This window comes from Pseudomonas artemisiae, from assembly GCF_057128685.1.
In genome coordinates, this window is sequence record NZ_JBSKHS010000004.1 from 97636 (window position 1) to 122946 (window position 25311).

Annotated in this window: 19 protein-coding genes and 4 pseudogenes; 16 read left to right on the forward strand and 7 right to left on the reverse strand. The window is 58.0% G+C overall.

What is annotated here, in order from left to right; genetic code table 11:
• Positions 1-3 precede the first annotated feature (3 nt).
• On the reverse strand, positions 4-2541 hold the full coding sequence (locus ACWKV4_RS06590; protein ID WP_483831279.1) for a glycosyl hydrolase family 28-related protein: 2538 nt from the start codon (positions 2539-2541) through the stop codon (positions 4-6).
• Between the two features lie 462 nt (positions 2542-3003).
• On the opposite strand from ACWKV4_RS06590, the gene ACWKV4_RS06595 reads away from it, so the two are divergent.
• Positions 3004-3615 carry a LysE family translocator gene (locus tag ACWKV4_RS06595; protein ID WP_483831465.1) on the forward strand — a complete coding sequence of 204 codons (612 nt, stop codon included), beginning with the start codon at positions 3004-3006 and terminating at the stop codon, positions 3613-3615.
• A 219-nt stretch (positions 3616-3834) separates the two neighbouring features.
• Here ACWKV4_RS06595 and ACWKV4_RS06600 read toward each other — a convergent pair whose 3' ends face one another.
• From ACWKV4_RS06600 to ACWKV4_RS06615, 4 genes are all read right to left on the reverse strand, one after another.
• Entirely contained in the window at positions 3835-4266 is a 432-nt protein-coding gene (locus ACWKV4_RS06600) for a bleomycin resistance protein (protein ID WP_483831280.1), read from the reverse strand.
• Positions 4267-4344: 78 nt separating this feature from the next.
• Positions 4345-5235, reverse strand: coding sequence for a serine hydrolase domain-containing protein (locus tag ACWKV4_RS06605; protein ID WP_483831281.1), 891 nt, complete (start codon positions 5233-5235; stop codon positions 4345-4347).
• Positions 5236-5463: 228 nt separating this feature from the next.
• Positions 5464-6360 carry an AraC family transcriptional regulator gene (locus tag ACWKV4_RS06610; RefSeq protein ID WP_483831282.1) on the reverse strand — a complete coding sequence of 299 codons (897 nt, stop codon included), beginning with the start codon at positions 6358-6360 and terminating at the stop codon, positions 5464-5466.
• A 68-nt stretch (positions 6361-6428) separates the two neighbouring features.
• On the reverse strand, positions 6429-7268 hold the full coding sequence (locus tag ACWKV4_RS06615; RefSeq protein WP_483831283.1) for an oxidoreductase: 840 nt from the start codon (positions 7266-7268) through the stop codon (positions 6429-6431).
• A 220-nt stretch (positions 7269-7488) separates the two neighbouring features.
• Between ACWKV4_RS06615 and ACWKV4_RS06620 the strand changes: the two are divergent.
• The 3 genes and pseudogenes from ACWKV4_RS06620 to ACWKV4_RS06630 all read left to right on the forward strand — a co-directional run.
• A pseudogene (locus tag ACWKV4_RS06620) lies at positions 7489-7616 on the forward strand (DNA polymerase V subunit UmuC); the annotation flags it as partial.
• Positions 7617-7877: 261 nt separating this feature from the next.
• Positions 7878-8570: a hypothetical protein gene (locus ACWKV4_RS06625; RefSeq protein WP_483831284.1), complete on the forward strand. Its 693-nt coding sequence runs from the start codon at positions 7878-7880 to the stop codon at positions 8568-8570.
• A complete protein-coding gene (locus tag ACWKV4_RS06630) occupies positions 8567-9460 on the forward strand; it encodes a hypothetical protein (protein WP_483831285.1) in 894 nt (297 codons plus the stop codon). Before ACWKV4_RS06625 ends, ACWKV4_RS06630 begins: the two co-directional genes overlap by 4 nt.
• Before the next feature lie 56 nt (positions 9461-9516).
• Here ACWKV4_RS06630 and ACWKV4_RS06635 read toward each other — a convergent pair whose 3' ends face one another.
• On the reverse strand, positions 9517-11016 hold the full coding sequence (locus ACWKV4_RS06635; protein ID WP_483831286.1) for a M10 family metallopeptidase C-terminal domain-containing protein: 1500 nt from the start codon (positions 11014-11016) through the stop codon (positions 9517-9519).
• Between the two features lie 474 nt (positions 11017-11490).
• On the opposite strand from ACWKV4_RS06635, the gene ACWKV4_RS06640 reads away from it, so the two are divergent.
• The 11 genes and pseudogenes from ACWKV4_RS06640 (at position 11491) to ACWKV4_RS06690 (ending at position 22426) form a co-directional block, all read left to right on the forward strand.
• Positions 11491-12021, forward strand: coding sequence for a glyoxalase superfamily protein (locus tag ACWKV4_RS06640; protein ID WP_483831287.1), 531 nt, complete (start codon positions 11491-11493; stop codon positions 12019-12021).
• 328 nt (positions 12022-12349) lie between these two features.
• Positions 12350-12451, forward strand: a pseudogene (locus tag ACWKV4_RS06645) (glutathione transferase); the annotation flags it as partial.
• Between the two features lie 76 nt (positions 12452-12527).
• Positions 12528-13617, forward strand: a pseudogene (locus tag ACWKV4_RS06650) (IS3 family transposase).
• A 170-nt stretch (positions 13618-13787) separates the two neighbouring features.
• Positions 13788-14366, forward strand: a complete 579-nt coding sequence (locus ACWKV4_RS06655; protein WP_483831288.1) for a hypothetical protein — start codon at positions 13788-13790, stop codon at positions 14364-14366.
• Between the two features lie 589 nt (positions 14367-14955).
• Positions 14956-15819, forward strand: coding sequence for a LysR family transcriptional regulator (locus tag ACWKV4_RS06660; protein ID WP_483831289.1), 864 nt, complete (start codon positions 14956-14958; stop codon positions 15817-15819).
• 122 nt (positions 15820-15941) lie between these two features.
• Positions 15942-16982: a putative 2-aminoethylphosphonate ABC transporter ATP-binding protein gene (locus ACWKV4_RS06665; protein WP_483831290.1), complete on the forward strand. Its 1041-nt coding sequence runs from the start codon at positions 15942-15944 to the stop codon at positions 16980-16982.
• An 11-nt stretch (positions 16983-16993) separates the two neighbouring features.
• Positions 16994-18688, forward strand: a complete 1695-nt coding sequence (locus ACWKV4_RS06670; RefSeq protein ID WP_483831291.1) for a putative 2-aminoethylphosphonate ABC transporter permease subunit — start codon at positions 16994-16996, stop codon at positions 18686-18688.
• A gap of 16 nt (positions 18689-18704) precedes the next feature.
• The gene (gene phnX, locus ACWKV4_RS06675) at positions 18705-19532 is read left to right on the forward strand and encodes a phosphonoacetaldehyde hydrolase (protein WP_483831292.1); all 828 of its coding nucleotides are present in this window, start codon (positions 18705-18707) and stop codon (positions 19530-19532) included.
• A gap of 64 nt (positions 19533-19596) precedes the next feature.
• Positions 19597-20616, forward strand: a complete 1020-nt coding sequence (locus ACWKV4_RS06680) for a putative 2-aminoethylphosphonate ABC transporter substrate-binding protein (protein ID WP_483831293.1) — start codon at positions 19597-19599, stop codon at positions 20614-20616.
• Between the two features lie 86 nt (positions 20617-20702).
• Positions 20703-21860, forward strand: coding sequence for a TIGR03364 family FAD-dependent oxidoreductase (locus ACWKV4_RS06685; RefSeq protein ID WP_483831294.1), 1158 nt, complete (start codon positions 20703-20705; stop codon positions 21858-21860).
• Entirely contained in the window at positions 21857-22426 is a 570-nt protein-coding gene (locus ACWKV4_RS06690; RefSeq protein ID WP_483831295.1) for an HD domain-containing protein, read from the forward strand. The genes ACWKV4_RS06685 and ACWKV4_RS06690 overlap by 4 nt, the downstream gene beginning before the upstream one ends.
• A 296-nt stretch (positions 22427-22722) precedes the next feature.
• Here ACWKV4_RS06690 and ACWKV4_RS06695 read toward each other — a convergent pair.
• A pseudogene (locus tag ACWKV4_RS06695) lies at positions 22723-22839 on the reverse strand (hypothetical protein); the annotation flags it as partial.
• Positions 22840-23339: 500 nt separating this feature from the next.
• Here ACWKV4_RS06695 and ACWKV4_RS06700 point away from each other — a divergent pair.
• A complete protein-coding gene (locus tag ACWKV4_RS06700) occupies positions 23340-25199 on the forward strand; it encodes a hypothetical protein (protein WP_483831296.1) in 1860 nt (619 codons plus the stop codon).
• Positions 25200-25311 lie beyond the last annotated feature (112 nt).

The following is a 25311-nucleotide window of genomic DNA, read 5'->3' on the forward strand; positions in this document are numbered from 1 at the left end:
CGGTCAACCTACGGCGTGGTCGGCGGAGGTGGTGGCGGCACCTAACAGCTCAACCGGCGCGAAGGCGTCGGCGGGGGCAAAAAACATCCCGTCGCCATTCTGGAAGTCGGCCAAGTGGTTGCCCTCCACCGTCACCTGGAAGCACCGCCCTTTGTCATCAGCTTCAAGACTACGAACATAGGTCCGGTCAAGTGTTTCGTTGTAATCGATTTTCAACGTGCGGTCGAGGCCGTTACCTTCGGCGGTAAAGCCCAAGGCGCGCACATCGAGATAATCATAGCCCTGGCCGAAGTCCGTAATCACATCGCTGTAGCTACGGTCCGCAGTGCGATAGCTGTCTTCGACGGTTTGGAAAACGAAGTAGTCATTACCGGTGCCACCTGTCATTCGGTCCACGCCTGATCCGCCCACCAGGGTGTCCTGGGCTGCGCCCCCTTTCACCACATCGTTACCCGCCAGCGCATATATATGCTCGTCGCCCGCTGACCCGGTCAGCGTGTCGCTTCCCGAAGTTCCAGTGATATCGACGTAATCGTTATCGAACGATGACATGACCCTGGGCTGGTCGGCCACTGCAAACTGTAGGGTATTAGAGCCCAGGTCCAGCAGGCGATCACCCGCGAAGGCGATTTGGAAGCGGTTACCTGTTTCGCCCAGCTCAAGCGAGCTTAGCCGAGTGACATTGGCGCCAGGGTCGTAGGAGAGCTTGAGCGTCGTACCGTAGCCATCACCCAAGCCGGTGAAGCCCAAGGCGGTGAGGTCAAGCTGGTCATGTTCCGTGCCGTTGAAATCCAGAATCAGGTCGCGCCCCTGATCCCTGCCAGCCGCGTCGACCTGGCTGTCGCTGGTGCGGGTAAAGGTGAAGGTATCGGCACCAGCACCCCCCGTGAGCCGGTCCGCACCCTCGCCCCCAATCAGGCGATCGGCGCTGTCACGACCAGAAAGCAAATCAGCGCCAGCGCCGCCAACCAACGTATCGCGCCCATCGCTGGTGCCATACAGAATGTCGTTCCCCGGGGTTCCCTTCACCAGCGCAAGGAAATTGTCATTGGTCAGGCTGTTTTGGTGATTCCCATCCAGAATCACTTCAAAGGCTTGCCCATGGGCGTTGGCATCAAGGCTTCTTAGGTAGGTCAGATTGTCGTAAGCGCTGTACGTGACTGCCAGGGTACCGTTATGACCGTCGCCCAGGCCCTTAAAGCCAATGCTGGTGACATCGATGCTGTCGCGGCTTGCGTCGAAGCGGGTGATGGTGTCTGCAAAACGTGCGGTGCCGGTGGAGTAGCTATCGCCCAGGCGGGTAAAACGGAAGGTATCGCTACCCTGGTATCCGGACATCAGATCGGCCCCCGCGCCGCCTATCAGGGTGTCGTCCCCGGTACCGCCAATAAGCGTATCTCGCCCGCCACCACCGTATACCAGGGTGTTGTATGCCGCCCGAAAATGCGAAATCGTATCGTCGCCAGCGGTGCCGAAGGTGGTCATTACTACCGCAGTATTGCCTGCGCGGGTGCTTGCGCCGACCACCTTGACCTCGCCTTTGGACGTGCCGGTGATGAAGTTATCGACGATCAGGCTTGCGTCGCTTTGCCCGCGCTCTTCAACCCCATAGGTAGCATGCCCCGCCTCGGACGTAGTCTGATCGCCGATAGTGTTGCCCTGCACCAAGGTTCCGGTACTGTCTTCCAGCAGGATTTCTGGCCCAGCCCCGTACTGGACATTACTCTCCAGCTCGCTGGAGATGATCTTGGTACTGCCAGAGTGTCTAACAACGATTCCTGAGCCTGCACTGGCCTCAACCCACACATGGTCGACCACAGCTCCTTGGGCGTTACTGATCACCACCCCTGCGCCTGAATTGCTGTTGGAATTGCCCGCCACCAACGTCGCGGCTCGCCCCTGGTCGTCGCCCTGGACGACAATGCCGTGTCCGCTGTTATAGAAGATGTGCATGTCTTGGACAGTCAGCGGGCCGGTCACGTCCAACCCGGTTCCACCGTTGTCTGAAACCGAGGTGTCGCTCAAGGTGCTGTTCACCAGCCCCGCAGCGACGATACCGCCCCCGTCGTTGGCGTCGGACCTCGAATTGGTGAGCTGAACCTGGCTGCCCTCTGCGCGCAGGTCCATGCCGAACCCGGTAACGCCGCTGGCGCTGATGCGGTCAAGGGTCACCTTTACCCCATCACCTATGGACCAGGCACTGACTTCGCCGTCATAGGCGCCAGAGCCGTCCACGCTAATGTCCTGGGCGCTGGTATGGGTGCCACTGATATGAATGATGCCGTCGATATCACCGGTTGACGTCTTTTCATCCAGCTCGATAGTGACCGAACGGCTTTGCCCTTGCAGGTTGACGTTATCCTTGAGCACTAGCACCGTGCTAGGGGAGTGGGTGCTTACTTTGTATCTGCCATCGGGTATGTACACCGTACCGCCACCGGCCGCCGCTGCAGCATCGATTGCCGCTTGCAGCGCCTGGGTGTCATCGGTGCGGCTATTGCCGACAGCGCCGTAGTCTTTGACATTGAAAATAGTGGCCATCAGGTTGTTCCTTGATTTGGGACTGTTCAGTGCACAGTGCTTGAATCGACCTGAGAATAGACAAAGAATTTAAGGGGGCTGGCGGGAGCGCGGTCAGGCCGGTCTTTAAAATAAGAAAGTATCAAGTACCCCTGATGCAGCGACAAAGCCTATCTTGCACCGCCTCGCTTGAAGACCGGCCTCCAGCTTCGGTGCGTGCGCATCGGCCAACCTTGGTGGTGACCACGCTGGCTTGTCCTCTGGCCTGTGCTACCAGGTCGGTTGCTGTTTTCTTGTCAATGCCGTTCCTCCTCAAAGGGCTGTTATGGGGCGGATGTAGTCGGTCATGATCGCCGGCAGGTCAGAAAAACTAAGCGGCTCAATGCATCGATTGTAGCGCTGAATTTAACCTTGGCTGTACGGACCCGCAGAGTGAGTTGTCAGGTATTGTCACCTTTACAACATCCTAGAGAACATACGGATATGCTCCTCGATCTGCTGCCTGCCTTCGCGCTTTTTGCCCTGGTGTCGTCAATCACCCCAGGCCCTAACAACACCATGCTCCTAGCCTCAGGGGTAAATTTTGGTTTCGTGCGCACCATTCCCCACGCTTTAGGCATCAGTCTGGGATTCATGCTGCTTGTGGTGGCGGTGGGACTAGGCCTGGGTGAAATCTTCCACGCCGTGCCGTGGACCTATACTGCACTGCGTTGGATAGGCGCTGCTTACTTGCTGTACCTGGCGTGGTGCATCGCCACCTCGGGGGGCATGAGCGAAACGGGCGGACAGGGCAGCAAGCCGGTAACCTTCTTGGGCGCGGCCGCCTTTCAATGGGTAAACCCCAAGGCTTGGGTGATGGCGGTTGGGGCTATTACTACTTATGTACCGACGCAAGGCTACATTTTTAATGTACTGGTCATCGCCGCAGTGTTTGCACTCGTTAATTTGCCGAGCGTGTGCGTATGGGTCGGTTTCGGCAGCGCCTTGCGTAATGTTCTGCGAGTGCCGCGCTGGTTGCGCCTGTTCAACTGGGGCATGGCGGCCCTGTTGGTGCTTTCGCTGTATCCGCTGCTGCAAAGCCAGCCCACGAGCTGAGCTCTGGCTTATGACTGCGAGGAAGTACTAGGTGTCTGCCGACGGCTCGTGTTTCTCCTTTAGATATGTCGGAATCGTGGTAAAAGGCCGAACACTGCCATCGCAACAATTCGCTTCGTACCGTGTGGGTAGGCCTGAAAAACGTCCAGTTTGGGTCGGTTCCGGCCGGTGGCGACAGACAGCTACCGACCCATAGCTGACGGTCGGCTTAGCTTAGGTTCAGACTGAGCAAGCCCGTCTCTCACCCAACCGCTCTACCAACCTTACAAGATAACCATCGGGATCCTGAACGATGAATTCGCGCTGACCTACTTCTATTTCGTCAGCCCGATACCAGGTGTCTTTGCATTCTCGATAGAGTGGAAATCCAGCCTGATCGAGTTTTTGGATGATGGGTTCGACAGCCACAACGTCAATCTGTAGGTTAATTCCTCTTCCAAACGGCTTAGACAGGGCAGCAGTCAGCCATTGACCAGCTTCCGAATGAACCTGCTCAAGCATTACCTGAGCGCCGTTCAAATCGAGATACGCGAATCCGTCTTCTAGACGTTGATAAGCTAGCTCGAGTCCCAGGCAAGAAACCCAAAAGTACAGGCTGTTAGCCAAGTCAGTGACCATTAACTCTGGAACCAGTTTGCTACGTTCGAACATAAGGCGACTTCCATTTCAACAGGCTTGACCCATTGCGGACATTGCGCAGAGAGGGCGTTCCGAGGGGCACGCGAAGCTTCAGCGTGTCGTTTCCAGCGCTCCTCGTATTTCTTGAACTACCAGCTTTTCGATACCTGCCTCGTCCGTTCCAATCGAGTGAGCTGCACAGCATGCGGCGGAGCCACCAACGGCACACCGATAGACCGCAATAACGCTTCCTGGCCCCATTCCGGTATGGCCAGCCAACATCAGGTCACCTTTGACTCCGCCTCGCATCATGCCGAGAGCGTAACCGGGCGCTAGCCAAGGCCGGTCTGCTATTGGGCCACCCAGTATTCGCGTCGCCTGCATTTCCTGAAGCAGATTGTCGGGTAGGAGGCCTCCAGCGAGCACGCCATCCAGCAGCCGGGCAGCCTGTGACACAGGACCAATCAGCAATCCGTGGTAGACCCAGCCGGGGTCGTAATTCAACGAACTACCGAAGAGCTTTTCATTCAGCTCAGCACGCTCTGTTGCGAAGCGAGCCGTCGCTATGTCAAGCGGACTCAGGACTTGCTGCCTGATAGCGTCTGCGAGCGGCAGATCGGCGGCACGCTCGATGATTTGGGTTACCAGCATGAAACCAACATTCGAGTAACGCCAACCCGTTCCGGGGTTGTATCGGAGTCGATGCCCATCCAGGCGCTGCATCATTTCGCCTGCGGGCCATGCGGACTCATGGTTGGCTACAACAGCGTGGTACTCGGGAAGTTCGCCATAGTCCGCAAGGCCTGCCTCGTGACGCAGCAGTTGGCGCAGAGTGAAAACACCTTCGGGAAGCGAAGCATCCAAGTCGAGCCTACCGTCGCGCACCAATGTAAGGGCGGTCGCGGCTAACACTGTTTTCGTGAAACTCCACCAGGGCACGAGGGGTTCGCCTTGCAAGGATGGCGTTATAAGTCGACCGTCGATAAGGGTAGAGATCAGCATTGAGTACTCACGCAGGAATGACAGGTCAGTTTGGAGAGTGGAGCGACAACATACCCCATTACTACTTCGTAAACTCCAACCTGATGTCTTTTGATGTGGGGTTTGCATGCGGACGTCAGCTTACGGCCTTTGTTACCTTTCACGAACGACCGCAATGGGTCGGTAGCGGCCTGTTGCGACAGGCAGCAACCGACCCATAGGAGACGCTGACGACAGGCTGACAAATAACTAGTGTGACGATACGAAAGGGGACGGTGTTATCGGCGCCGGCAACGCATAGGTCCGCTTCATCCACGCCACCTCTGCCAAAGGTGTGCGGCCGAACAGGCGCTTGAAGTCGCGGCTGAATTGCGAGGCACTTTCATAGCCCACCAGAAAAGCCGTTCTCGCTGCCGTTAGGTCGTTACGCAGCATCAGTAATCGCGCTTGGTGCAAGCGTGTCGACTTAAGGTACTGCATAGGTGAGGTGTCGGTAACCTTGCGAAAATGCAGATGAAAGTTAGGCACGCTCATCTGCGCTTCTTGGGCCAGTGCTTCTACATCCAGATGCTCGTGATAGCAGCGATGGATCTTGTGAATGGCGCGCGTCACTTTGCCAAACTGGCCCTGTTGGGCGATGGCCAAGCGCAGGCTGCCACCTTGTTCACCCGTGAGGATACGGTAGTAGAGTTCGCGCAGCATCGCCGGACCAAGGATCTGCGCATCGGTACGCTCTTCCATGATTTCCAGAAAACGCAAGATGGACCGGCGCAAGGGTTCATCCATAGGCGAGGCATACATCCCCATAGGCCGGGCCGCGCCGAACCCTCGCACCTCATCCACCTGCTGGATCAACTCGCCGGCCAGAGTGAAGTCCAGGCGCAGGTATACCGCCAGCATTGGCTCCGCCTGGCTGGCGTCGGTCTCCATGGTGAAGGGCACCGGCACCGACACAACCAGATAATGCTGAGGGTCGTAGACAAAAATCTGGTCACCCAGATAGCCGCGCTTCTGACCCTGACAGAGGATGACAATACCAGGCTCATACAGCACCGGTGTGCGTGTCAGCGATCGGTTGGAGCGCAGAAAACGCACATCATCCAACGGGCTCAGGTTATAGCCCTCCAACGGAGCCAATCGGCCCATCAGCTGCACCATGCGCACTGTGCACGGGTCCCTGGATCCAGCGATTGTCTGCACTTCTCCCTGCATCATTATCCCCAGCCATCGGTCGAGTAGCTAAGCGCCTCCCATTGATCAATACTCTCAAGCGTTTGTCGCAGCTTGTCACGTACCAAGGTGAGGGCGTCGCTGCCCAGCAGTAGGTGAGCTGGCGGGTTTGGGCTAGCGATAGCCGTCAAGATGGCGCATGCGGCCTTTTGCGGGTCGCCCAGCTGCTGGCCGTTTTTTTCCTCACGCGCCTTGCGTACCGGGTTGAAGCTTGCATCGTAGTCACTGATGCTGCGTGGAGTACGCTGCATCGAACGGCCTGCCCAGTCCGTGCGAAACGACCCTGGCGCCACGGCCGTGACAAGGATGCCAAAGGGGGCAAGCTCCTTGCTCAGGGTGTCGGATATACCTTCCAGAGCAAATTTGCTCCCGCAGTAGTAGGCAATACCGGGCATGGTGATATACCCGCCCATGGACGTGATATTGAGGATATGCCCCTTCCGCCGTTGGCGAAAATACGGCAAGAATGCCTTGGTCACCGCTACGGCTCCGAACACATTCACGTCGAACTGGCGGCGCATCTCAGCCAACGGTGACTCTTCGAATATCCCCTCGTGGCCATAACCCGCGTTATTGACCAATACATCTACCGGGCCGTGCCGATGTTCGACCTCAGCGATCACAGCGTCGATGGCATCGAATTGGGTAACGTCTAGAATCACACCATGGGCCCGCTCTGGCGAGAGCGCCGCAAAGGCCGCCAGTGCGGATTCGCTGCGCACGGTCCCGATTACCTGATTCCCCTGGGCAAGCGCCTCCTTGGCCAGCGCTAGGCCAAATCCGCTGCTGACGCCAGTGACGAAAAGGGTTTTCTCTGCATTCATGTGAGGTACTCCTGAGATTTGCAACGAGGCAATGCTAAGGTCAGGAGTGAGGAGAGCCTATGTCGGATCCACTTGGAATATTGCCTATTCCTATCAATCTAACCGTTCAGGGTTGGGAAAACCTAAAGATTTTGTATTCCGCTTTCTAATCAAGGCTGGCATTTGCCAAGGGCCGCTATGAGTCGGTGGCAACAGGTGCCGACAGGCCGCTATCGACCCAAAGAAATTTAGCATGGTCCTAGAGAAAACCGCATGTGAGCTCGCGGGTACGCCATGCCTGGAACTGGACGACCCAGACCCACTTAACAGATGATCTGCTGTAGCCGCATGTTTGGCAAACGGTTGACAGCGAGCCAGGAAGGGACCGCTTTTTGCGCCGTGATCTGCCTGTTCCTGCACGTGCGGCCTACCGGCAGACGTGAGTGACCCCGCATATCGGTATTAGTTGGTAGCCGGTAGGCGGCATTTGTGACCCAGTGCACAGTAATTTAAAATTTGACGCTAGTTATTTGACAATCCTTCCACTAGCCTTGGATCCGTATCGGGGAGGGTACACAGAGCATGGTCCCTCACCCGCCCTTGGATTCTTGTCTGAATGGATTGCCTATCATGCGCTACCGTTTCGCTCGTTCGCTGTGCCTCATGCTGCTTGCCCTGGCAGCGCTTACCGGCTGTGCCCACACTCAAAATCCCGTCGGGCTGGACCCTCAATTCTTTGCTGATACCAACCCGGTGATTGGCGTGGCCATGGGACCGCTTCCTGCACCGCGCCTGGCCCTGACCGGCAACCAGGGGCTGATCGAGTTCGGTATCAACACGGCAGTGAACAGTGCGCTCAGCAGCAAGGTCGCCACGTGGGGGACCGACGATCTAAAGAGCCTGCCAGACGACTTGGTCGCGCGGCTGCAAGCCAAAGGGTTTACGGTCAAGCGTATTCCGGAGTACGTCGACCTCAGCAAATACAAGCAGACCTCGTGGCGCGAAGGCTATCTGGACCGGGACTTGAGCGCGCTCAAGGCGCAATATGGCATCGACCGCTTGCTGCTGGTGTCGGTGAACACTGCGGGTGCCATGCGCAGCTACTACAGCGTGGTACCCACCAGCCCACCGACGCCGCAAGTGGCAGGCTGGGGCTTGCTGATGGATACCGCCGACAACCGCTTGATGTGGTACAAGCCATTCGCGGCTGCCCAGACCAGCCAGGGTGAGTGGGACCAGCCCGGCTACGCCAACCTCTCCAATGCCTATTACCAAGCCGTGGACAACGGCCGTCAGCAAGTGCTGGCGCCTTTTGCCCCATGACCCGCGGCACGCTATGGGTAGCCCTGGGATTGACCGGAGCATTGGCAGGTTGCGCCCAGGTGCCCGCAGGCCCTGCGCATTTCGTTGACAGCCAGGCCCAGGGTTACCTGAACCAGCACGGCGCGCGCGTGGAGCTGAACCTGCCTAAGGGGCCATGGGTCAGCGCCGCCCCGATCATCGATGGCGCTGCCACCATGGCCGCCCAGGCCAACACGGATCAAACCGCCGCTAATCTGCGCGCTAATGGCATAGCTGGCCTGGCCGGGCTCGCGGTTACCGCCGCGGTGAATGCTCATTCGGGTGTGGGAGCCTTGCAACGCAAGGCGCAGGCCGCTGCCGATCAGGAGGCCAAGCCACTGGCCGACCTGCTGAGCGCGTCCCCCCCTGAAACACAGCTCACCGAGCGTTACCGCCAGGCCGCCGTGCGTGCCGGGCTGCCGCAAGGCAGTGGTGCAGTCACAGCACGCTGGGTAATCGCCCCGCGCCTGGTATTAAGCGCCGACCGCATGCATTTCGTGCTCAGTTCCCAGGTGCGCCTCGAAGACATCGCCGGTGGCGCGCTCTACAGCGCTCAGGTGGATGTAGGTAGCCCGTCGTTGCGCCGCTGCGGTTCAGCGTGCGTTGACGACGGGCGTTTGGCACAGGCGCAGGTCGAGGCGGCACTTGCGACCTGTGTGAATGAAACGATGGCGCTGGTGGCGTTGGACCTGCAAGGACGCGCAACCAGCGACCAGGCAGAACGCACCTTGCGTTATGTCGTGGAAGGGCAGCGTGTGGTGGAACGGGGGCAGGTGTTGCCCGCAGGGGAAGGGTATGTGCGTTACCTGGCCTTGAGTGGCGCATTGAAGGCCATGCCAGTAACACTGGAACAGAACGTGGTCACGAAGTAACGCACAGCAGTACAGAGGCCTGCCGGTGTGAGCCGGCGGCCTAAGCGGCTCCTCACCTAAGCAGCATGGATATCACTAGGCGCAACACCTACTAATTTAATAGGCGCATCAGGAACGTACTCGCCTATTGAAACGGTGCTCGCAACGATCAGGTTGTCTGCGGTGAAGGTCCTGGTGTAGCCGCCTTCCAAAGCGATCTCGAAGCGCTGACCCTCGGCATTCAGGTCGTAGTCCTTGAAATAGGTGCGGTGCAGGTCTGTGTCGTACACCAGCTTCAAGGTGCCATTGGTGCCATCCCCTAGACCTGTATAGCCCAGGGCCGCCACGTCGATCTTATCCTGGGTCACGTCAAAATCCTTGATCAGGTCTGCGGCGCCATGAATGCTGTCGCTGCTGTCCAAGTAGCGGAAGGTATCGACTCCATCATTGCCGTTCAGCAAATCGCCCGCACCTCCGCCGATCAGAATGCCGCCGTCCCATCCCGTATAGAGAGCATCCCAGGTCGGCTTTCCGGTCAGGGTCTGGTTAGCTTCGTCAGAGTAGTTGTCACCGGCGAAGATAAAGCCATCCACATCTTGATAAGCGCCGTCACCGTGGCGGTAGTCCTGGTCGATATACACCTTGAAGCGGTTGCCTTGGGCATCGGCTTCGAACGACTGCGCCACAAAATGCCCTGCGGTTTTGTCATAGGCGTAATTCAGCGTGCCGTTGTAGCCGTCACCCAGCCCAGTGAAGCCCAGCGCGGAAACGTCCAATACGTCCCCGCGGAACAGGTTGAAATTGCTGATCAGGTCAACGCTGGACACACCCGAGGCGTCGTTGACGAAACTGTCGCTGGGCTGGTGGTAGAGGAAAGTGTCGTGGCCCTTATTGCCGATCAGGTGATCAGCACCTTCGCCGCCATCCAGTACGCTAGCGATTTTCCCGCCGGTCAGCGTATCGTCACCGTCCAGGCCATTGAGCACGTATTGCTTGGTGCTGAAGTTTAAGTCCAGGGTATCGTTGCCGGCTGTGCCGTCATGGCGCAGTACGAAGTTGGTCGTGCTTAGCTGTCCTTGGAAATCGCCTGCCAGGCGTACCTCGAAGAACCTGCCGTCGGCGTCTTTGTCTAGCGAGCGCACGTAGGTAATGTCCGTGGCGGCATCATAGCTGACGGCCAAATCCCCATTGTGGCCGTTACCGATCCGCTCCAAGCCAAGGGCAGTTAGGTCCAATACATCGTATGGGCCGAAGAAATTGGTAATCAGATCGGAATGAGAGCCCTGGGCATCGGCGTAACTGTCAGTGAGCGACGTAAATACGTATTTCAGCCCAGATCTGGGGAGGGCGGGGCCACTTAGGGTATCGACCCCGGCGCCGCCTACTAATGTGTCGTTACGACCACCTCCATCAAGGGTGTCATTCCCAGCGCCGCCGAATATGTGATCTACCCAAGAGGTTCCGGTAATCACATCATCGCCCGACGTTCCCTGGTAGGCAGTGAATGAGCCTTCATAATGAACTGTGACTTGCTCATCGAGCGCGGCTTGCAGGGCAATTTTGGAGGCTGTAGGCACAGTATTGATCCTGAGTGGGTTGAATTGCTGGGTTTGGGTCGGCAATTCAGCAGTAGCCTACCAAGCTAGGCCAGCACGCCTGTAGCTGTCATGTCCTAGATGAATTGCATCGGCTCGTCAACGCGATCCTTCTCTATCGGAGGCCGATCCTGGGTCTGATACCTTGGACTGTCAATGGCCGCTTCGGGTCGGTAGCGGCCTGTCGCAACCGGCAGCAACCGACCCATAGCTGACGGTGGGGACAGGCTGAAACCGGCCAAAAGCAGACTGATGATTCCTGCCGGAGACATGCAACCGGGAGAACTTTCGCTGGCGGGAGCCGCTATGTATCATCAGAGCGGGCTGATGCTGCCCGCCGCTCGCTCCTGAAAGGAAAGGTGAAAGCATTCCTTCTCCCCCCAAATCCTGTCGCAACTCTTGAGAGTCGAGGTTTGGCAACGCGAGCACCAGAATGCCTCGGCTACAGGAGGAGCGATGTTTTCAATCGAACAAGCCAAGCAGATGGCCAAGAGGCTGCGTGCCTCGCTTGAGGCGCGCAATCAAGAGGCGTCTCACTCAACGGTGCTTGAACTGGTAGCACATCAATTGGGTTTCAAGGACTGGAACACCGCGTCTGCGATGCTTCCCCATGAACCGGCCCAACCCGTCATGACCTTCGACAAAGCCATCCCGATATTGCGGATGTTCGACGAAGCTAAGGCACGCGAGTTTTACCTAGATTTTCTAGGGTTCAGGGTCGAATTTGAGCACCGATTCGAAGCAGATCTGCCGCTATACCTGGGAATCAGCCGAAACGGCCTGCAACTCCATCTTTCCGAACATCATGGCGATGCGAGCCCGGGATCGACCGTCTTCGTCCCGATGCAAAATATCGAGCTGCTACGCGACGAATTGCAGGGCAAACGCTACGGATACGGACGGCCAGATATCGTTCAGCAAGGCTGGGGGCAAGTGCTGGAAGTCTATGACCCATTCGGCAATCGAATCCGGTTCTGCCAAAGCTGATCCTAGTTTGCGGGCTGGGGATACCCAGTCCGCTTTGGGTCGGTTGAAACCTGTCACAACCGGCTGCTATGGGTCGGTTGCTGCCGGTTGCGACGGGCCGCTCCCGACCCATTGCAGCCGCTCAGCATGGGCCGAAACCGGCCAGAAACAGCTACTCCTAGCGATGGGGCTGTCGCGGTCCAACATTGAGGCGCAGGGGCATCTTGGGTGAGCGATTTATATTTCAACCTGGTGCATTCCGCCCAGGAATGCGCCTATGAAAATCATCGATTTCACTATCCTTTCTCAATCTCGTAGGGTGCAGTCTTCTGCATAAGGACATCATTTTATGAGCCCTCTGCGCTTATACGTCGACTTGCAATTCACTAGCCCCTATGCCATGTCGGTCTTTGTCGCTCTACGCGAGAAAGGTATCGATTTCAAGATGAGTACTGTCGGTAATCCCCCCTGAAAAAAGTACTCGTCGGAAGTAGAATTTTCTCCTAATCGGATCAAGGAAATTCTGCGTGAAGACATCACGTTTTTCAGACAGCCAAATCATTGCCATCCTCAAGCAAGCCGAGGCTGGAAGCCCAGTGCCAGAGCTGTGTCGTGAGCACGGCGTCAGCTCAGCTACCTTCTACAAGTGGCGCGCCAAGTTCGGCGGTATGGACGCATCGTTGATGGCTCGGCTGCGCGAGCTTGAGGAAGAAAACCGTCGCTTAAAGAAAATGTACGCCGAGGAGCGCCTCAAAGCCGAAATCATCCAAGAAGCGATGGCAAAAAAGTGGTGAAGCCATCTCGACGACGAGAGATGGCGCAACAGGCTGTACGTTCCGGAAAAATCGGCATCAAGCTGGCGTGTATGGCCTTCAAGGTCAGCCTCTGCTGCTATCGCTACCAACCGCGTCTAGCGACGAAAAATGCCGAGATTGCCGATCACTTGATTCGGCTTACCCATAACCAGCGCAACTGGGGTTTTGGCTTGTGCTTCCTGTATCTGCGTAATGTGAAGGGCTATCGCTGGAACCATAAACGGGTGTACCGGATTTACCGCGAGCTGGAGTTGAATCTGCGGATTAAACCGCGCAAACGCATCGTGCGGGAAAAGCCCGAGCCGTTGGCCGTTCCCGAGGCGATCAATCAGTGCTGGTCGATGGACTTCATGCACGATCAATTAGCTGACGGGCGCAGCTTTCGGATGTTCAATGTGATTGATGACTTCAACCGCGAAGCCTTGAGCATGGAGATTGATCTGTCGCTACCGGCCGAGCGTGTGGTGCGGGCATTGGATCAGGTGATTGAGTGGCGTGGTAAACCACACGCCATCCGTAGTAGCGATAACGGCCCTGAGTACATCAGCACGAAGTTGACACTGTGGGCCCAGAAACGGGGTATCCTCCTGGACTACATTCAACCGGGTAATCCACAGCAGATGCCTATGTTGAGCGCTACAGCCGCACAGTACGTTATGACTGGCTAGGTCATTACCTGTTTGAATCAATCGCAGAGGTTCAGGATTACGGTACAAACTGGATCTGGACATACAATCACAAGCGTCCGAATATGGCCCTCGGAGGCATCACCCCCAAACAGAAGTTGGCCCTTGTGGCCTGATATCTACTTCTGGCGCGTACTAAAAATGGGGGGATTACCCGAGGAAATCGATCCAAAGCCGTCACTACCCGGCCAAAATCAGAAATCGGCCAATAGCAGACGAGTGCGGCCGAGGTCGTTATTGTCAATGACAGACCTGTCGTAAAAGCTGAATGAAGAAAGGATTCGCCATGGAAAGCGATGTCACGCTACAGGCTTCAGCCACGCTGAAATCAATCGCTAACGCCTTTCCGCCTTACCTGAAATTGGAGGCAGATCGTCTGAGTTTGGTTATGGGCAATACCAGATGTGGTGATCATCCAGGCATAGAGGTCACAGCAGGTAGAGATCATGTGATCGTTCCATACCGAATCTACCCCGAGGGCAGCGAGCAGGATTGTAAGCCTCTGAGCCGAACGCAAAGCATTATGTACTCGTGCCTATTGAGCAGGCACCACAATGGCTATGTCCGTCAGCGCCATCTTAAGCACATTCTCCCTGTCTCCGAAACCTGGGTCGTTCCATTCGTTGTTCAGCTCACTGGCGAGTATGTGATCGAGATCCTCGACACCTGCGAAAGCCACTTGTCCCTTCTTGATCCTGTGCTTTACGGCTCCTTCATCAGGGATAACCAGAAGTATTTTCAGGCCACACAAGACCGAATGATCAGCTACTGGGATTGCTACCATCGCTGGCTGTACCAGCGTAAACCTGACTATGTCGGGTTCAGGCTGTTCGATCGACTTCAGGAATTTGAATCTCGCCTGTGAACACTGAACCGCCCTCGGCTTTCTTAAATACCGCTGAGCGTCAGCTATGGGACCCATAGCTGCCCTTCGCGAAAGGCAGCAATCGGCCGAATCTGTCGAAAAAGTCGGACTCGGTTTTCACGGCAGAAAAGCACGCGCATGAGATTGAAAACTTGAATTCCCAGACCAGAGAGACATTCGGACACAGATTTCACGTAGCAACGCGCAAAACAGACCCCTCCACCGATCAGGTTCTTGGCAATTTGAGAAAACCGACTTTTTCAACAGAATCGGCCAATAGCAGACCTTCAGCAAGTGAGCGCTGCAGGACCGGGCCAACGTCTACTCAGCGCAGGTATTGCTTGATAAAGGTAGCAGTTGTGAAGTCTCCTCGCACCTGCCTGCTATACCCGTCCAGGTTGAAATAATGGGGCAGATAGCCTGTAGTCGGCGTCGCCGAAAGCAGCCGGCCACAAGGCTTACTTCGATGCTGCACTATCGTCACGTCATCGACGCTTTATCCCATAGCCACTCCGCTGTTGTGTCAACATTGTTAACGTCGCACCACTTAATTGAATGTCAGATGGTCCGCCTCCATTAGGGCTTGTGAATGTTATCAGCCGAACTCAAGTCGTTTCACATGGTGGCCCGAATGGGCAGCATCACTCACGCGGCGAAAAAGCTCGGACTCAGCCAGCCCACCGTCACCACGCAAATTCGTAACCTCGAATCGCAGTATGGGGTCGAGCTGTTCTACCGCGGCGGCAGACGACTGACCGTCAGCGAAGAAGGCGCACGCTTGCTGCCGATGGTGCAGAAACTGTTGGAGCAGGAAGCCGACATCGAATTTTTACTGCGCAACAGCGGACAGATGCGGGGCAGTTTGCGCCTCGCTGCCACGGCCCCGTATTACGTGCTGGATCTGGTCCAGCGCTTCCGTGAGCGCATGCCGCAGATCCAGGTGACCCTGGAGATCGGCAACTCTCAGCAGGTGATCGAGGCGCTTGAGGAATACCGGGTCGACCTCGCTGCCTCATCCCAACTTGAAGAAGACGCCCGCTTCACCCGGCTGACGCTTGGCCACGATCCATTGGTGCTCGCCGTTCACCGCAGCCATCCGCTGGCGGCTCACAAACGGTTGCCACCATCGGCACTGGCCGGACACAGCCTGCTGATGCGTGAAGCCGGTTCGACGACGCGCATGCTCACCGAGCAGATGTTGCAGCAGTCAGGTGGCGCTCCCGGCCCGCTGTTGGAGATTGGTAGCCGCGAATCGATCCGCGAGGCGGTACTGCGCAACATCGGTATCAGCGTCATTGCCCGCCATGAAGTCCCTGATAATCCCGATCTCCGCGTCATCGAGCTCGAAGACGCGCCAGTGATCCCCGAGTACCTATATTGCCTGCGCGAGCGCCGTCAGGCTCGGCTGCCAGCCGCGTTCCTGACCATCGCGCGGGAATTTTCCGAGCGCTGATGGCCTTGCGGGCCTTCGCAGATATACCGATGTGACTATCGGCAGCTTTTGCCAAAGTGCCATAAAGCCTTAGTACGGCGGCCCCATCATGAACCTCGTTCGAATCAAACGAGGTTCCGCTGATGGCCACCGTCGATCTGCACCTGCACGACATACACAAGGGCTTTGGCACGTTCAAAGCACTCGATGGAGTCTCGCTGGATGTGACCCCTGGGGAGCTGGTCTGCCTGCTCGGCCCGTCCGGCTGCGGCAAGACCACGCTGCTTCGCTGTATCGCCGGCCTTGAGCGACAGGACCAGGGACGCATCCTTTTCTCCGGCCGCGACGTCTCCACCTTGCCGCCGCAAGCGCGTGATTACGGCATCCTGTTCCAATCCTACGCGCTGTTTCCCAACCTGACCGTTTCCCAGAACATCGCTTACGGCTTGGCCGCGCTGGGTCGCAAGGCGAGTAGAAATCGTGTGGCCGAAATGCTCGATCTGGTTGGCCTGACCGGCAGCGAGCACAAGTATCCGGCGCAGCTCTCCGGTGGTCAGCAACAACGGGTCGCGTTGGCCCGTGCCCTGGCGCCGAGCCCGTCCTTGCTGCTGCTTGATGAACCCATGTCGGCCCTCGATGCGCAGGTGCGCGAGCACCTGTGTAGTGAGTTGCGCAGCCTACAGCGCCAGCTTGGCATCACCACGCTGATGGTCACCCACAACCAGGACGAGGCCATGCTGATGGCCGACCGGATCGCGGTGATGAATCAGGGTCGGGTCGAGCAGTATTCGGCGCCACAGGCGATCTACGATGCGCCCGCCACGCCCTTCGTCGCCGAATTCGTTGGCCAGGGTAACTGGCTGCCTTACGAACGTGATGGTGCCCATGCGCGGGTCGGCGGGCTCAGCCTGCGTTTGGCTAAACCCGGGCATAGCGAGCACGGTCGCCTGTTCTGCCGGCCCGAGGCGATCCTCATCAACCCCGCGTCCGAACAGGACAACCTGTTCTCCGCGCGGATGCGGGACATGACCTTTCTCGGCAACCGCTGCCGCCTGAGCTTCGAGCTGGACGATCTGCCAGGCCATGCCCTGTTGGCCGAAATGGCGCCTGAAGCCATGCCGCCATTGCACGGCAACCAGATCCGCGTTGCCCTGCCGCCACACAGCTTGCAGGTCTTCGCCTGATGGAACAGGTCATGGCGATGTTTCGCGGTTCGACGCGCCAGCGCCCTGCGGATCGGGCTGACCTCCTGTTCGTTCAGGGCGGCCAGTGGCTGATGCTGGTGTTGCTGCTATTGGCTGTGGTGCTGCCCTTGCTGGCCATGCTCTGGCGCGGCATTTTCGGCGATCCGTCACAAGGCGGAGGCCTAGCCGCAGCCGTGGAGCTGTTCGGCAGCGCCAATTTCCGCTGGCTGCTGGGCAATAGTCTGAAAAGTGCCTTGGCGGTTGTACTGATTGTGGTGCCGCTTGCTTACGGGTTCGCTTATGCACTGCAGCGTACATGTGTGCCGAGTAAAGGCGTGTTCCGTGGCATCTCCCTGCTGCCCTTGTTTGCGCCTTCCATGTTGCCCGGCATCGCCCTGATCTACCTGTTCGGCAATCAGGGCCTGCTACGCGACATCATTCCGGACAGCATTTACGGCTTTGGGGGCGTCGTTCTGGGACAGGCTATCTACACCTTTCCCCACGCACTGATGGTGCTGCTCAGCGCCCTGGCGCTGGCCGATGCTCGTTTGTTCGACGCTGCATCAAGCCTGGGTGCCTCACCCTGGCGCGCCTTTCGCAGCATCACTTGGCCAGGTAGCCGGCAGGGCGTATTCGCCGCCGGGTGCCTGGTGTTCACCCTGTGCATCACCGACTTTGGTGTGCCGGTGGTGGTGGGTGGCGACTATCAGGTGCTTGCGCTGGAAGCCTACAAGGTGGTGCTTGGGCAGCAGCAATTCGGTCGCGGCGCGTTGATTGGTCTGTTCCTGCTGCTGCCTGCGCTATTGAGCTTCACGGTCGACCTGTGGCTGCGCCGTCGCCAGCGCGATGCCATGGGTGGTCGTGCACAAGCCTATGCTCCGAAGCCTCATCGCAGGCGTGATGGCGCCTTCATGCTGCTGGTGCTGTTTGTCTGCGCCGTGCTGCTCGGGGTCTTCGGCATGGCGGTGTATTCGTCGCTGGTCAAGTTCTGGCCCTACGACCTGTCGCTCTCGCTGCACAACTATGCCTTCTCCGAACTGCCTGGCGGCTGGTTGGCCTATCGCAACAGCCTGACGCTGGCGATCGCGTCCGCCGTGTTCGGCAGTGCCTTGATCTTCATCGGCAGCTACCTGCTGGAGAAGACTCGGCAGAACCCGCTGACGCAAACACTGCGCCTGCTGTGCTTTATCCCCATGGCGGTACCGGGCTTAGTGCTTGGGCTTGGCTACGTGTTTTTCTTCAATCTACCGGACAACCCGTTGAATGGTCTGTACGGCAGCCTGACGCTACTGGTGATTTGCACCGTTGCGCACTTTCTGACCACCGCGCAGATGACCGCAGCCACCGCCTTGCGGCAACTCGACAGTGAGTTCGAGGCCGCAGCCCTGTCGCTGAAGGTGCCGCTGTTTAGCCACTTTCTGCGGGTGACCTTGCCGATGTGCCTGCCGGCCCTGCTGGACATCGTCCGCTACCTGTTCGTCTCGGCGATGACCACCGTGTCGGCGCTGATTTTCCTCTACAGCCCAGACAGCCTGGTGGCTTCGGTCGCCGTGCTGAACATGGACGACGCAGGCAACGTCGGCGGTGCCGCGGCCATGTCGACCCTGATCCTGCTCACTTCCGCTGGCGTCTCGCTGCTACTGGCCGGGGCCTCGCGCGGCTTGCTGCGTCGGTCCCAGGCCTGGCGCGCCGCTGCCAATCATTGATTTTCTGGAGAACCTCATGCGCTATCAGCACCCTGAACGGCTACAAGCCGCCATCCTCGACTGGGCCGGCACCGTCGTAGATTTCGGCTCCTTTGCGCCGACCCGCATCTTCATTGAAGCCTTCGCCCAGTTCGATATCGAGATCAGTCTGGAAGAAGCACGGGGGCCCATGGGCATGGGCAAGTGGGATCACATCCGCACGCTGTGCGACCAGCCAGCCGTGGCCGAGCGCTTCATGCATCGCTTCGCTCGCCTGCCGACCGACGAGGATGTCACAGCTATCTACAAGCGCTTCATGCCCCTGCAGATCGAAAAAGTCGGTGAGCATTCGGCGCCTATACCCGGCGCGCTGGAGGCGGTGACGGTGCTGCGCGAACACGGCTTGAAGATTGGCACGTGCTCCGGCTATCCACAGGTGGTGATGCAAAAGGTCGTGGAGCTGGCTGCAGCCGCTGGCTACCAGCCCGACCATGTGGTCGCCACCGATGAGGTGCCCAGAGGCCGCCCCAGCCCGGCACAGGCGCTAGCCAACGTCATCGCTCTGGGGCTCGATGATGTGGCCGCCTGCGTAAAGGTCGACGACACCGAGCCCGGCATTCTCGAAGGCCGCAGTGCCGGCATGTGGACCGTGGCGCTGCGCTTCTCCGGCAACTTTCTCGGCCTGAGCTGGGAGCAATACCAGGCGCTGCCCGCTGAGCGCCTGGCCGCTGAGCGCAAGCGCATTGATGCGCTGTTCAAGGACAGCCGCCCGCATTACCTGATCGACACCCTGGCGGATCTGCCGCCGGTGGTGGAGGCCATCAACCAGCGTCTAGCACGAGGGGAAAGCCCGCAAGGCTGCTGACCTGATTCATGGCCGTCCCTGAACCGCCCGCACATACAACCAACGCCGTTCCAGGAGCTTCATCATGTTCAAACTCACCGTAATGGCTGCCGGTTTGCTCGCCGCCTGCGCACTGCACGTTCAAGCCGCAACCGAACTGACCGTTTATACCGCTTTGGAAGTGGAGCAACTGAACACTTACCAGAAAGCCTTCGAAAAGCAGAACCCGGACATCCGCATCAAGTGGGTGCGTGACTCCACGGGTATCGTGACCGCCAAGCTGTTGGCCGAAAAAGATCGCCCGCAGGCTGACGCGGTATGGGGGCTGGCTGGCTCCAGCCTGGCTGTGCTGAAGCAGCAGGACATGTTGGTGCCCTACGCGCCGGCTAACCTCGACAAAATCGGAGCCAACTACCGAGACCCGGCCAATCCGCCAGCTTGGGTGGGCATGGACGTCTGGGCCGCGACCATCTGTTTCAACACCATCGAGGCTGAAAAGCAGGGCCTGCCCAAGCCGGTCAAGTGGGAAGACCTCACAGACCCTGTCTACAAGGGCAAAATCGTCATGCCCAACCCGGCGTCTTCCGGCACTGGCTATCTGGATGTCAGCGCCTGGTTGCAGACATTTGGAGAGGACGGCGGCTGGGCCTACATGGACAAGCTGCACCAGAATATCGGCCAATACACGCACTCCGGCTCCAAGCCTTGCAAGCAGGCGGCGGCCGGCGAATTTCCCATCGGAATTTCCTTCGAGTACCCCGCGGTGCAACTCAAGCGCAAAGGCGCGCCGCTGGACATCGTGCTGCCGAAAGAAGGCTTGGGTTGGGAGATCGAGGCGACTGGCATCGTCAAGGGTACCGATAAGCTCGAAGCCGCCAAAAAGCTTGCCGACTTCTCCGCCAGCCGCGAGGCAATGGACCTGTACAAGGTCAACTTTGCCGTACTCGCCCAACCGGGCATCGCCGAACGCTTTCAAGAGCTTCCCGCCGATTACGAGCAGCGCCTGATCAAGAACGACTTTGCTTGGGCCTCGGAGAACCGTGACTGGATTTTGGCCGAGTGGCGCAAGCGTTATGACGGCAAGTCCGAGCCCGTCGCCAAGTAACCATACCGGGCGGCATTTGCTGGTACCCCCATCGTTTTGTAGCAGGCCGCTCAGCGCGGTCTCTCGTCTGGATTCAGGAGTTTTCTATGAGTCAGCAAGATTGTGACCTGCTAATTGTTGGCGCCGGCATGCTGGGGCTTGCCCACGCCTGGGCCGGTGTTAAGCGCGGTCTCAAGGTTCGTGTGTTCGAGCGCACCAACACGCCACGTGGCGCATCCATCCGTAATTTCGGCCAAGCACTGGTCACTGGCCAAGCACCGGGCGTGATGCTCGATCTGGCACGTCAGTCACGCACGCTGTGGGGCGACCTAGCTCAAGCAGCAGGTCTGTCGCTCAAACAGAAAGGCTCGCTGCTATTCGCCCGCACCGAGGCTGAAGAGGCGATGCTCGAAGCTTTTTGTGCCGGCCGCGCGCGCGAAATGGATTACCGCGTCGACCTGCTGCGCGGTGCTGAGCTGGAGGAACTGTATGACGGCCGTTTTGCTCACCATCGGGCTGCGCTGCATGGGCTCGATGATCAGCAACTCTACTCACGCGAGGCGCTGCCGCAAATCGTCGAGCACCTGAGCAACCTGGGCGTGCAGTTTCACTTCTCTACCCTGGTGCGTGACGTCGAATCGGGAAGTGCGCTCACTACAGCAGGACGTTTCCGCGCGCCGCAAATCCTGGTCTGCTCGGGGCATGACTACCAGACGCTGCTGGCCGAGCCTTTGGCGGCACTCAAGCCGCAGGTATGTCGCTTGCAGATGCTGCGCGCACGCCTCAAGCAGCCACTGGCGCTAGAACATGCCGTGCTCACTGGACTCAGTTGCGTGCATTACAACGCCTTCGCCGACCTGCCGGAGGCCGAGGCGATACGTGCCGAAATCCGCCGCCAGCAGCCTGCCTTGGAAACCTATGGCATCCACCTGTTGGTCAGTCCGACCCCCTATGGCGAACTGATCATCGGCGACTCCCATGACTATGGCAGCGATGTCGGGCCGTTCAACGCCGAGGAAGTCGACCGCATTCTGATCGACCTTGCCGAACACACCCTGGCGGGCGAGCTTGAAGTGCTGGAGCGGTGGCAAGGCGTGTATGGCGCGCGCGGGCCGGGGCAGTTCAGCGTACTCAAGGCGGCCGAGGGCGTGACTGCGGTGCTGATGCACACTGGCGTCGGCATGAGCGTTGGCCTGGGCTTGGGCGAACGCACCATTGCCGCGCTACTTGGCCAAGGCCAGTGGCCGAGAGCGCAGGCCGCATGACCGCCGAGGCGGCGGTCGCCGAGCTGTTCGCACTGTGCCGTCTGCAAGCCGACATGGATTACATTGGTGAGCCCATCAGCCAGCTCGAACATATGACACAGGCGGCCGAGTTGGCACTGGCAGAAGGGGCAGATGATGAGCTGATGCTAGCCGCCTTTTGCCACGACATTGGCCACTTCTGTGGCCCATCGGCGGACCACATCAGCATGGCTGGGCTCGGACGTATGTGGCACGAGCATGTCGGCGCCCACTGGCTTCGCCAACGGGGTTTCCCTGATCGGCTCTGCGGTCTGATGGCGCGGCACGTTGATGCTAAGCGCTACCTATGCCTGCGCGAAGCAGGTTATCTGGCCGGGCTAAGCCCGGCTAGCTGCCAGACGCTGTCATGGCAGGGTGGTCCGATGAGCGATACTGAAGCGGATGCATTCGAGCTCGACCCGTTATTTAACGACAGCCTACAACTACGCCGTTGGGATGAGGCCGCGAAGATGACTGGCAGACCTTTGCTGAATCTTTCTGATTTTGAACGCAAAGCGGTGAGGGTCCATTTAGCCGCTTGCTTCTAGGATCCAGGCGCCAAATCAGGCTAGCTTCGCTAGAGCTTAGTCATGTTTATGCCGCTTCTTATGCACTTGCTGCGAGTTCGGCAGCGGCTACCGTGCGGTGCTTTCAGCTCAGCGCCTGCGGCCTGGTATGCGTGCTGCGCCTGGCGTTGTGCTTGCCTGTCTGATGATATCTACCCTAGCTGAAAGCGAACCGCTGTCTAAGGTTGCAATTGGCCGAAAGGGCGCCTTAGTGATCAGCCCGAGACGGATGACACCGCCGCGCTTTCAGATGCCCCGTTAATGTGGCATACGCCAGGTCAAATGCGGAAGCTGCCGACCAATTGCTTGAGCCGGGCGGCCTGCTGCTCTAGGTCAGAGCAGGCATGCAGGGTCGCCTGCAGGTTCTCAACGCCTTCCTGGTTCAGGGTGTAGATTCTGATAGCTGGCTTGCTGGTTCTTCGAGCTTAGAGAGTGCAGCGATAGACTGCTTCTGGCCGATTCTGTTGAAAAAGTCGGTTTTCTCAAATTGCCAAGAACCTGATCGGTGGAGGGGTCTGTTTTGCGCGTTGCTACGTGAAATCTGTGTCCGAATGTCTCTCTGGGAATTCAAGTTTTCAATCTCATGCGCGTGCTTTTCTGCCATGAAAACCGAGTCCGACTTTTTCAACAGAATCGGTCGGTTGCTGCCGATGGCGACAGGCTGCAACCGACCCTAAGCGGACGTTGCTCTGCGATGGCGATTGCCTCGAAGCGAGCTTTTGAACCATCGCGAGGAGGAATCCTAGTCTTCTCAATCAGGATGAATCTTTCTGTATTCTCTTCAGAGCAGTGACTAGCCCTCAAGCACCTAGGGCTTTGGCCGAAACACAGAATGAGTAAGACTCATACCACTATTGTATGAGCCAGCCCACGCTGCTCTCCCAAGGACCATTCCGTGCCGTCGGCAGACCTGATACCCGGTTTCATTAGAACGCTTTTTCCTTACGTGTTTGGCTTGAGTGCAGGCTTTATCCTCGCCACGCTTCTCATGGTGCTTCAACGAATAATTGCGGGTCACGGTTCTGTTTTTCGCAAAGAGTTTGCCGCCTGCGCTTTCTGGATTCTCAACGGTGGGGCCTGGATGGCCGTATACATCGTTTATCTCAGGCACAACGACTTGCCCCTGGTCGACGTGGCTGGAGCTGCCATGATTGGCTTGCTCCTCCAGGTCTATTGCGCCCGTTCTCACACGCTATCCTCAGAGATCAGGCCACAGTGGCTATCCACCAATGCCCTAGGCACTCTGGCCTTCGGGTGTTGGGCTGTCTCCTTGGGATGCGCCAGCTTGGGCGCTAGTCAGCAGCACATGTGGCATGGCTTTGAGTTATTGCTATTTGGATGGCTGGGGAGCGGCAGTACCTTCGCTTGGTTTGCCAACCTACTCTTCTTTCGGGCGCTTGGTCGGGTAAGCCTGAAACGCACAGCCGAGATTTCCGGACCTCTGGCTTTTCTGATCTCGCTCGACACTTGGCGGATAGATACCTACCTAGCAGACGAAGGTGGTGGCAAGTTCACTGTCTACGGGTATGGTTGGGGGGCTGTATTATGGCTGCTCTCGATGACTTTACTTCTCGCTGCCTGTGGCAGCGTCAAGATATCCAATCCTGCCGCGCCTGATTCCATCGTTCGATCCCAGCCCTGGTTACGTCCCATTGGTCTGACTCTCAGCGTACTGGTAGTCGTGGCAGCCTGCTACTTGTCTATCCAGCAGCGACAGACCGCCAACCACACGGAACTCGATGCTTTGGAGGGCTTCGCTTTCAAACGAGATGATGTGTGCACGGTGGAGGTAAAGCCTCCCAAGCAGCCGATCCAGGACTTCACCGGGCCGCTGACTCTGGACATCGAATCGACAAATGATTCAGACCTCTACCCGTTCGTTGATCTGGAACAGATGCTGAAATGGGGTATCCCCAGTATTCGTTTTTTGAACAGAGATTACAGCCTGAGTCGTGTGGGAGAGGAGCATCTAATGACCTCAGTCCCTGCGACTGGCTCTTCTGCCGCACGGCTTGTAATACGGAAAGAGGCTTCACTCCTGACCGCGGTATTGATAGCGGACGGTGGCCGAGTACTGGTCCAACAGGACTGGAAACTTGATCGCAGTCGCCGCAACTGCCCAGATTTTTCATCCTTTCCAGCACCGGAGGGGCAGCCACGCGCTCTGCTGATCTCGGCCCTCGGGCTGCCGGTAAAGTCGCCCGCTTTCGAGGATCAGGTATGGAAGGATGATTTAGCGACCTACAATGGCCAAATCATCGCGCTGACAGCGGGCTCGCGTTCGACTTCACGAAGCCGCAACGGCGGTTGCCCAAATGGAGATGGCTGGGTAATGCTTCCAGCGGCGGTGGCACCCTTCAGTAGTCTGCGGTGGCCATTCCGAATCGGAGACAAGCTGTTTTATCCGCACAGTTCACCGGAGGGAGGCGTGCTATGCGAAGAAGCTTCTGCTTTTATCTACAAGGTGGACGTCCGGTCAGAAATCTCTACCCTACTGCTTATTAACAAACGCCAGTTGAACAATTTCCAGCAGGTTTGGCGAATCGTCGTAAGAGTGGACACGGCGGGCGACTCCCTCGAGACCGACATGCGAGGCTTTAAGCTGGACTCAGTGACCGAGCAACAGAGCCAGATGACTATTCAACTCAGTGATCCACGCACAGGACGCGGAATAACAGTACTAGCGAAACTTCCTGTAGATCAGGGCAATTTCAGACCGAAACCGACCCCTACCGCAAGACATGTTGAGCGGTAAATAGCCATAATATTAGCTCGAAATCGTTCATTAACGTCGACGGCGAGCCACTGCACAAAGGTGTTTTTCTCAGGCTGAAGGGTCACTATAAGTCGGAAGCAGCGGATCTCGT

Bases quoted from the DNA above. Each gene is read 5' to 3' on its own strand.
- ACWKV4_RS06590 (WP_483831279.1), bottom strand. From the start codon at position 2,541: ATGGCCACTATTTTCAATGTCAAAGACTACGGCGCTGTCGGCAATAGC.
- ACWKV4_RS06595 (WP_483831465.1), top strand. From the start codon at position 3,004: ATGCTCCTCGATCTGCTGCCTGCCTTCGCGCTTTTTGCCCTGGTGTCG.
- ACWKV4_RS06600 (WP_483831280.1), bottom strand. From the start codon at position 4,266: ATGTTCGAACGTAGCAAACTGGTTCCAGAGTTAATGGTCACTGACTTG.
- ACWKV4_RS06605 (WP_483831281.1), bottom strand. From the start codon at position 5,235: ATGCTGATCTCTACCCTTATCGACGGTCGACTTATAACGCCATCCTTG.
- ACWKV4_RS06610 (WP_483831282.1), bottom strand. From the start codon at position 6,360: ATGGGCCGATTGGCTCCGTTGGAGGGCTATAACCTGAGCCCGTTGGAT.
- ACWKV4_RS06615 (WP_483831283.1), bottom strand. From the start codon at position 7,268: ATGAATGCAGAGAAAACCCTTTTCGTCACTGGCGTCAGCAGCGGATTT.
- ACWKV4_RS06625 (WP_483831284.1), top strand. From the start codon at position 7,878: ATGCGCTACCGTTTCGCTCGTTCGCTGTGCCTCATGCTGCTTGCCCTG.
- ACWKV4_RS06630 (WP_483831285.1), top strand. From the start codon at position 8,567: ATGACCCGCGGCACGCTATGGGTAGCCCTGGGATTGACCGGAGCATTG.
- ACWKV4_RS06640 (WP_483831287.1), top strand. From the start codon at position 11,491: ATGTTTTCAATCGAACAAGCCAAGCAGATGGCCAAGAGGCTGCGTGCC.
- ACWKV4_RS06655 (WP_483831288.1), top strand. From the start codon at position 13,788: ATGGAAAGCGATGTCACGCTACAGGCTTCAGCCACGCTGAAATCAATC.
- ACWKV4_RS06660 (WP_483831289.1), top strand. From the start codon at position 14,956: ATGTTATCAGCCGAACTCAAGTCGTTTCACATGGTGGCCCGAATGGGC.
- ACWKV4_RS06665 (WP_483831290.1), top strand. From the start codon at position 15,942: ATGGCCACCGTCGATCTGCACCTGCACGACATACACAAGGGCTTTGGC.
- ACWKV4_RS06670 (WP_483831291.1), top strand. From the start codon at position 16,994: ATGGCGATGTTTCGCGGTTCGACGCGCCAGCGCCCTGCGGATCGGGCT.
- phnX (WP_483831292.1), top strand. From the start codon at position 18,705: ATGCGCTATCAGCACCCTGAACGGCTACAAGCCGCCATCCTCGACTGG.
- ACWKV4_RS06680 (WP_483831293.1), top strand. From the start codon at position 19,597: ATGTTCAAACTCACCGTAATGGCTGCCGGTTTGCTCGCCGCCTGCGCA.
- ACWKV4_RS06685 (WP_483831294.1), top strand. From the start codon at position 20,703: ATGAGTCAGCAAGATTGTGACCTGCTAATTGTTGGCGCCGGCATGCTG.
- ACWKV4_RS06690 (WP_483831295.1), top strand. From the start codon at position 21,857: ATGACCGCCGAGGCGGCGGTCGCCGAGCTGTTCGCACTGTGCCGTCTG.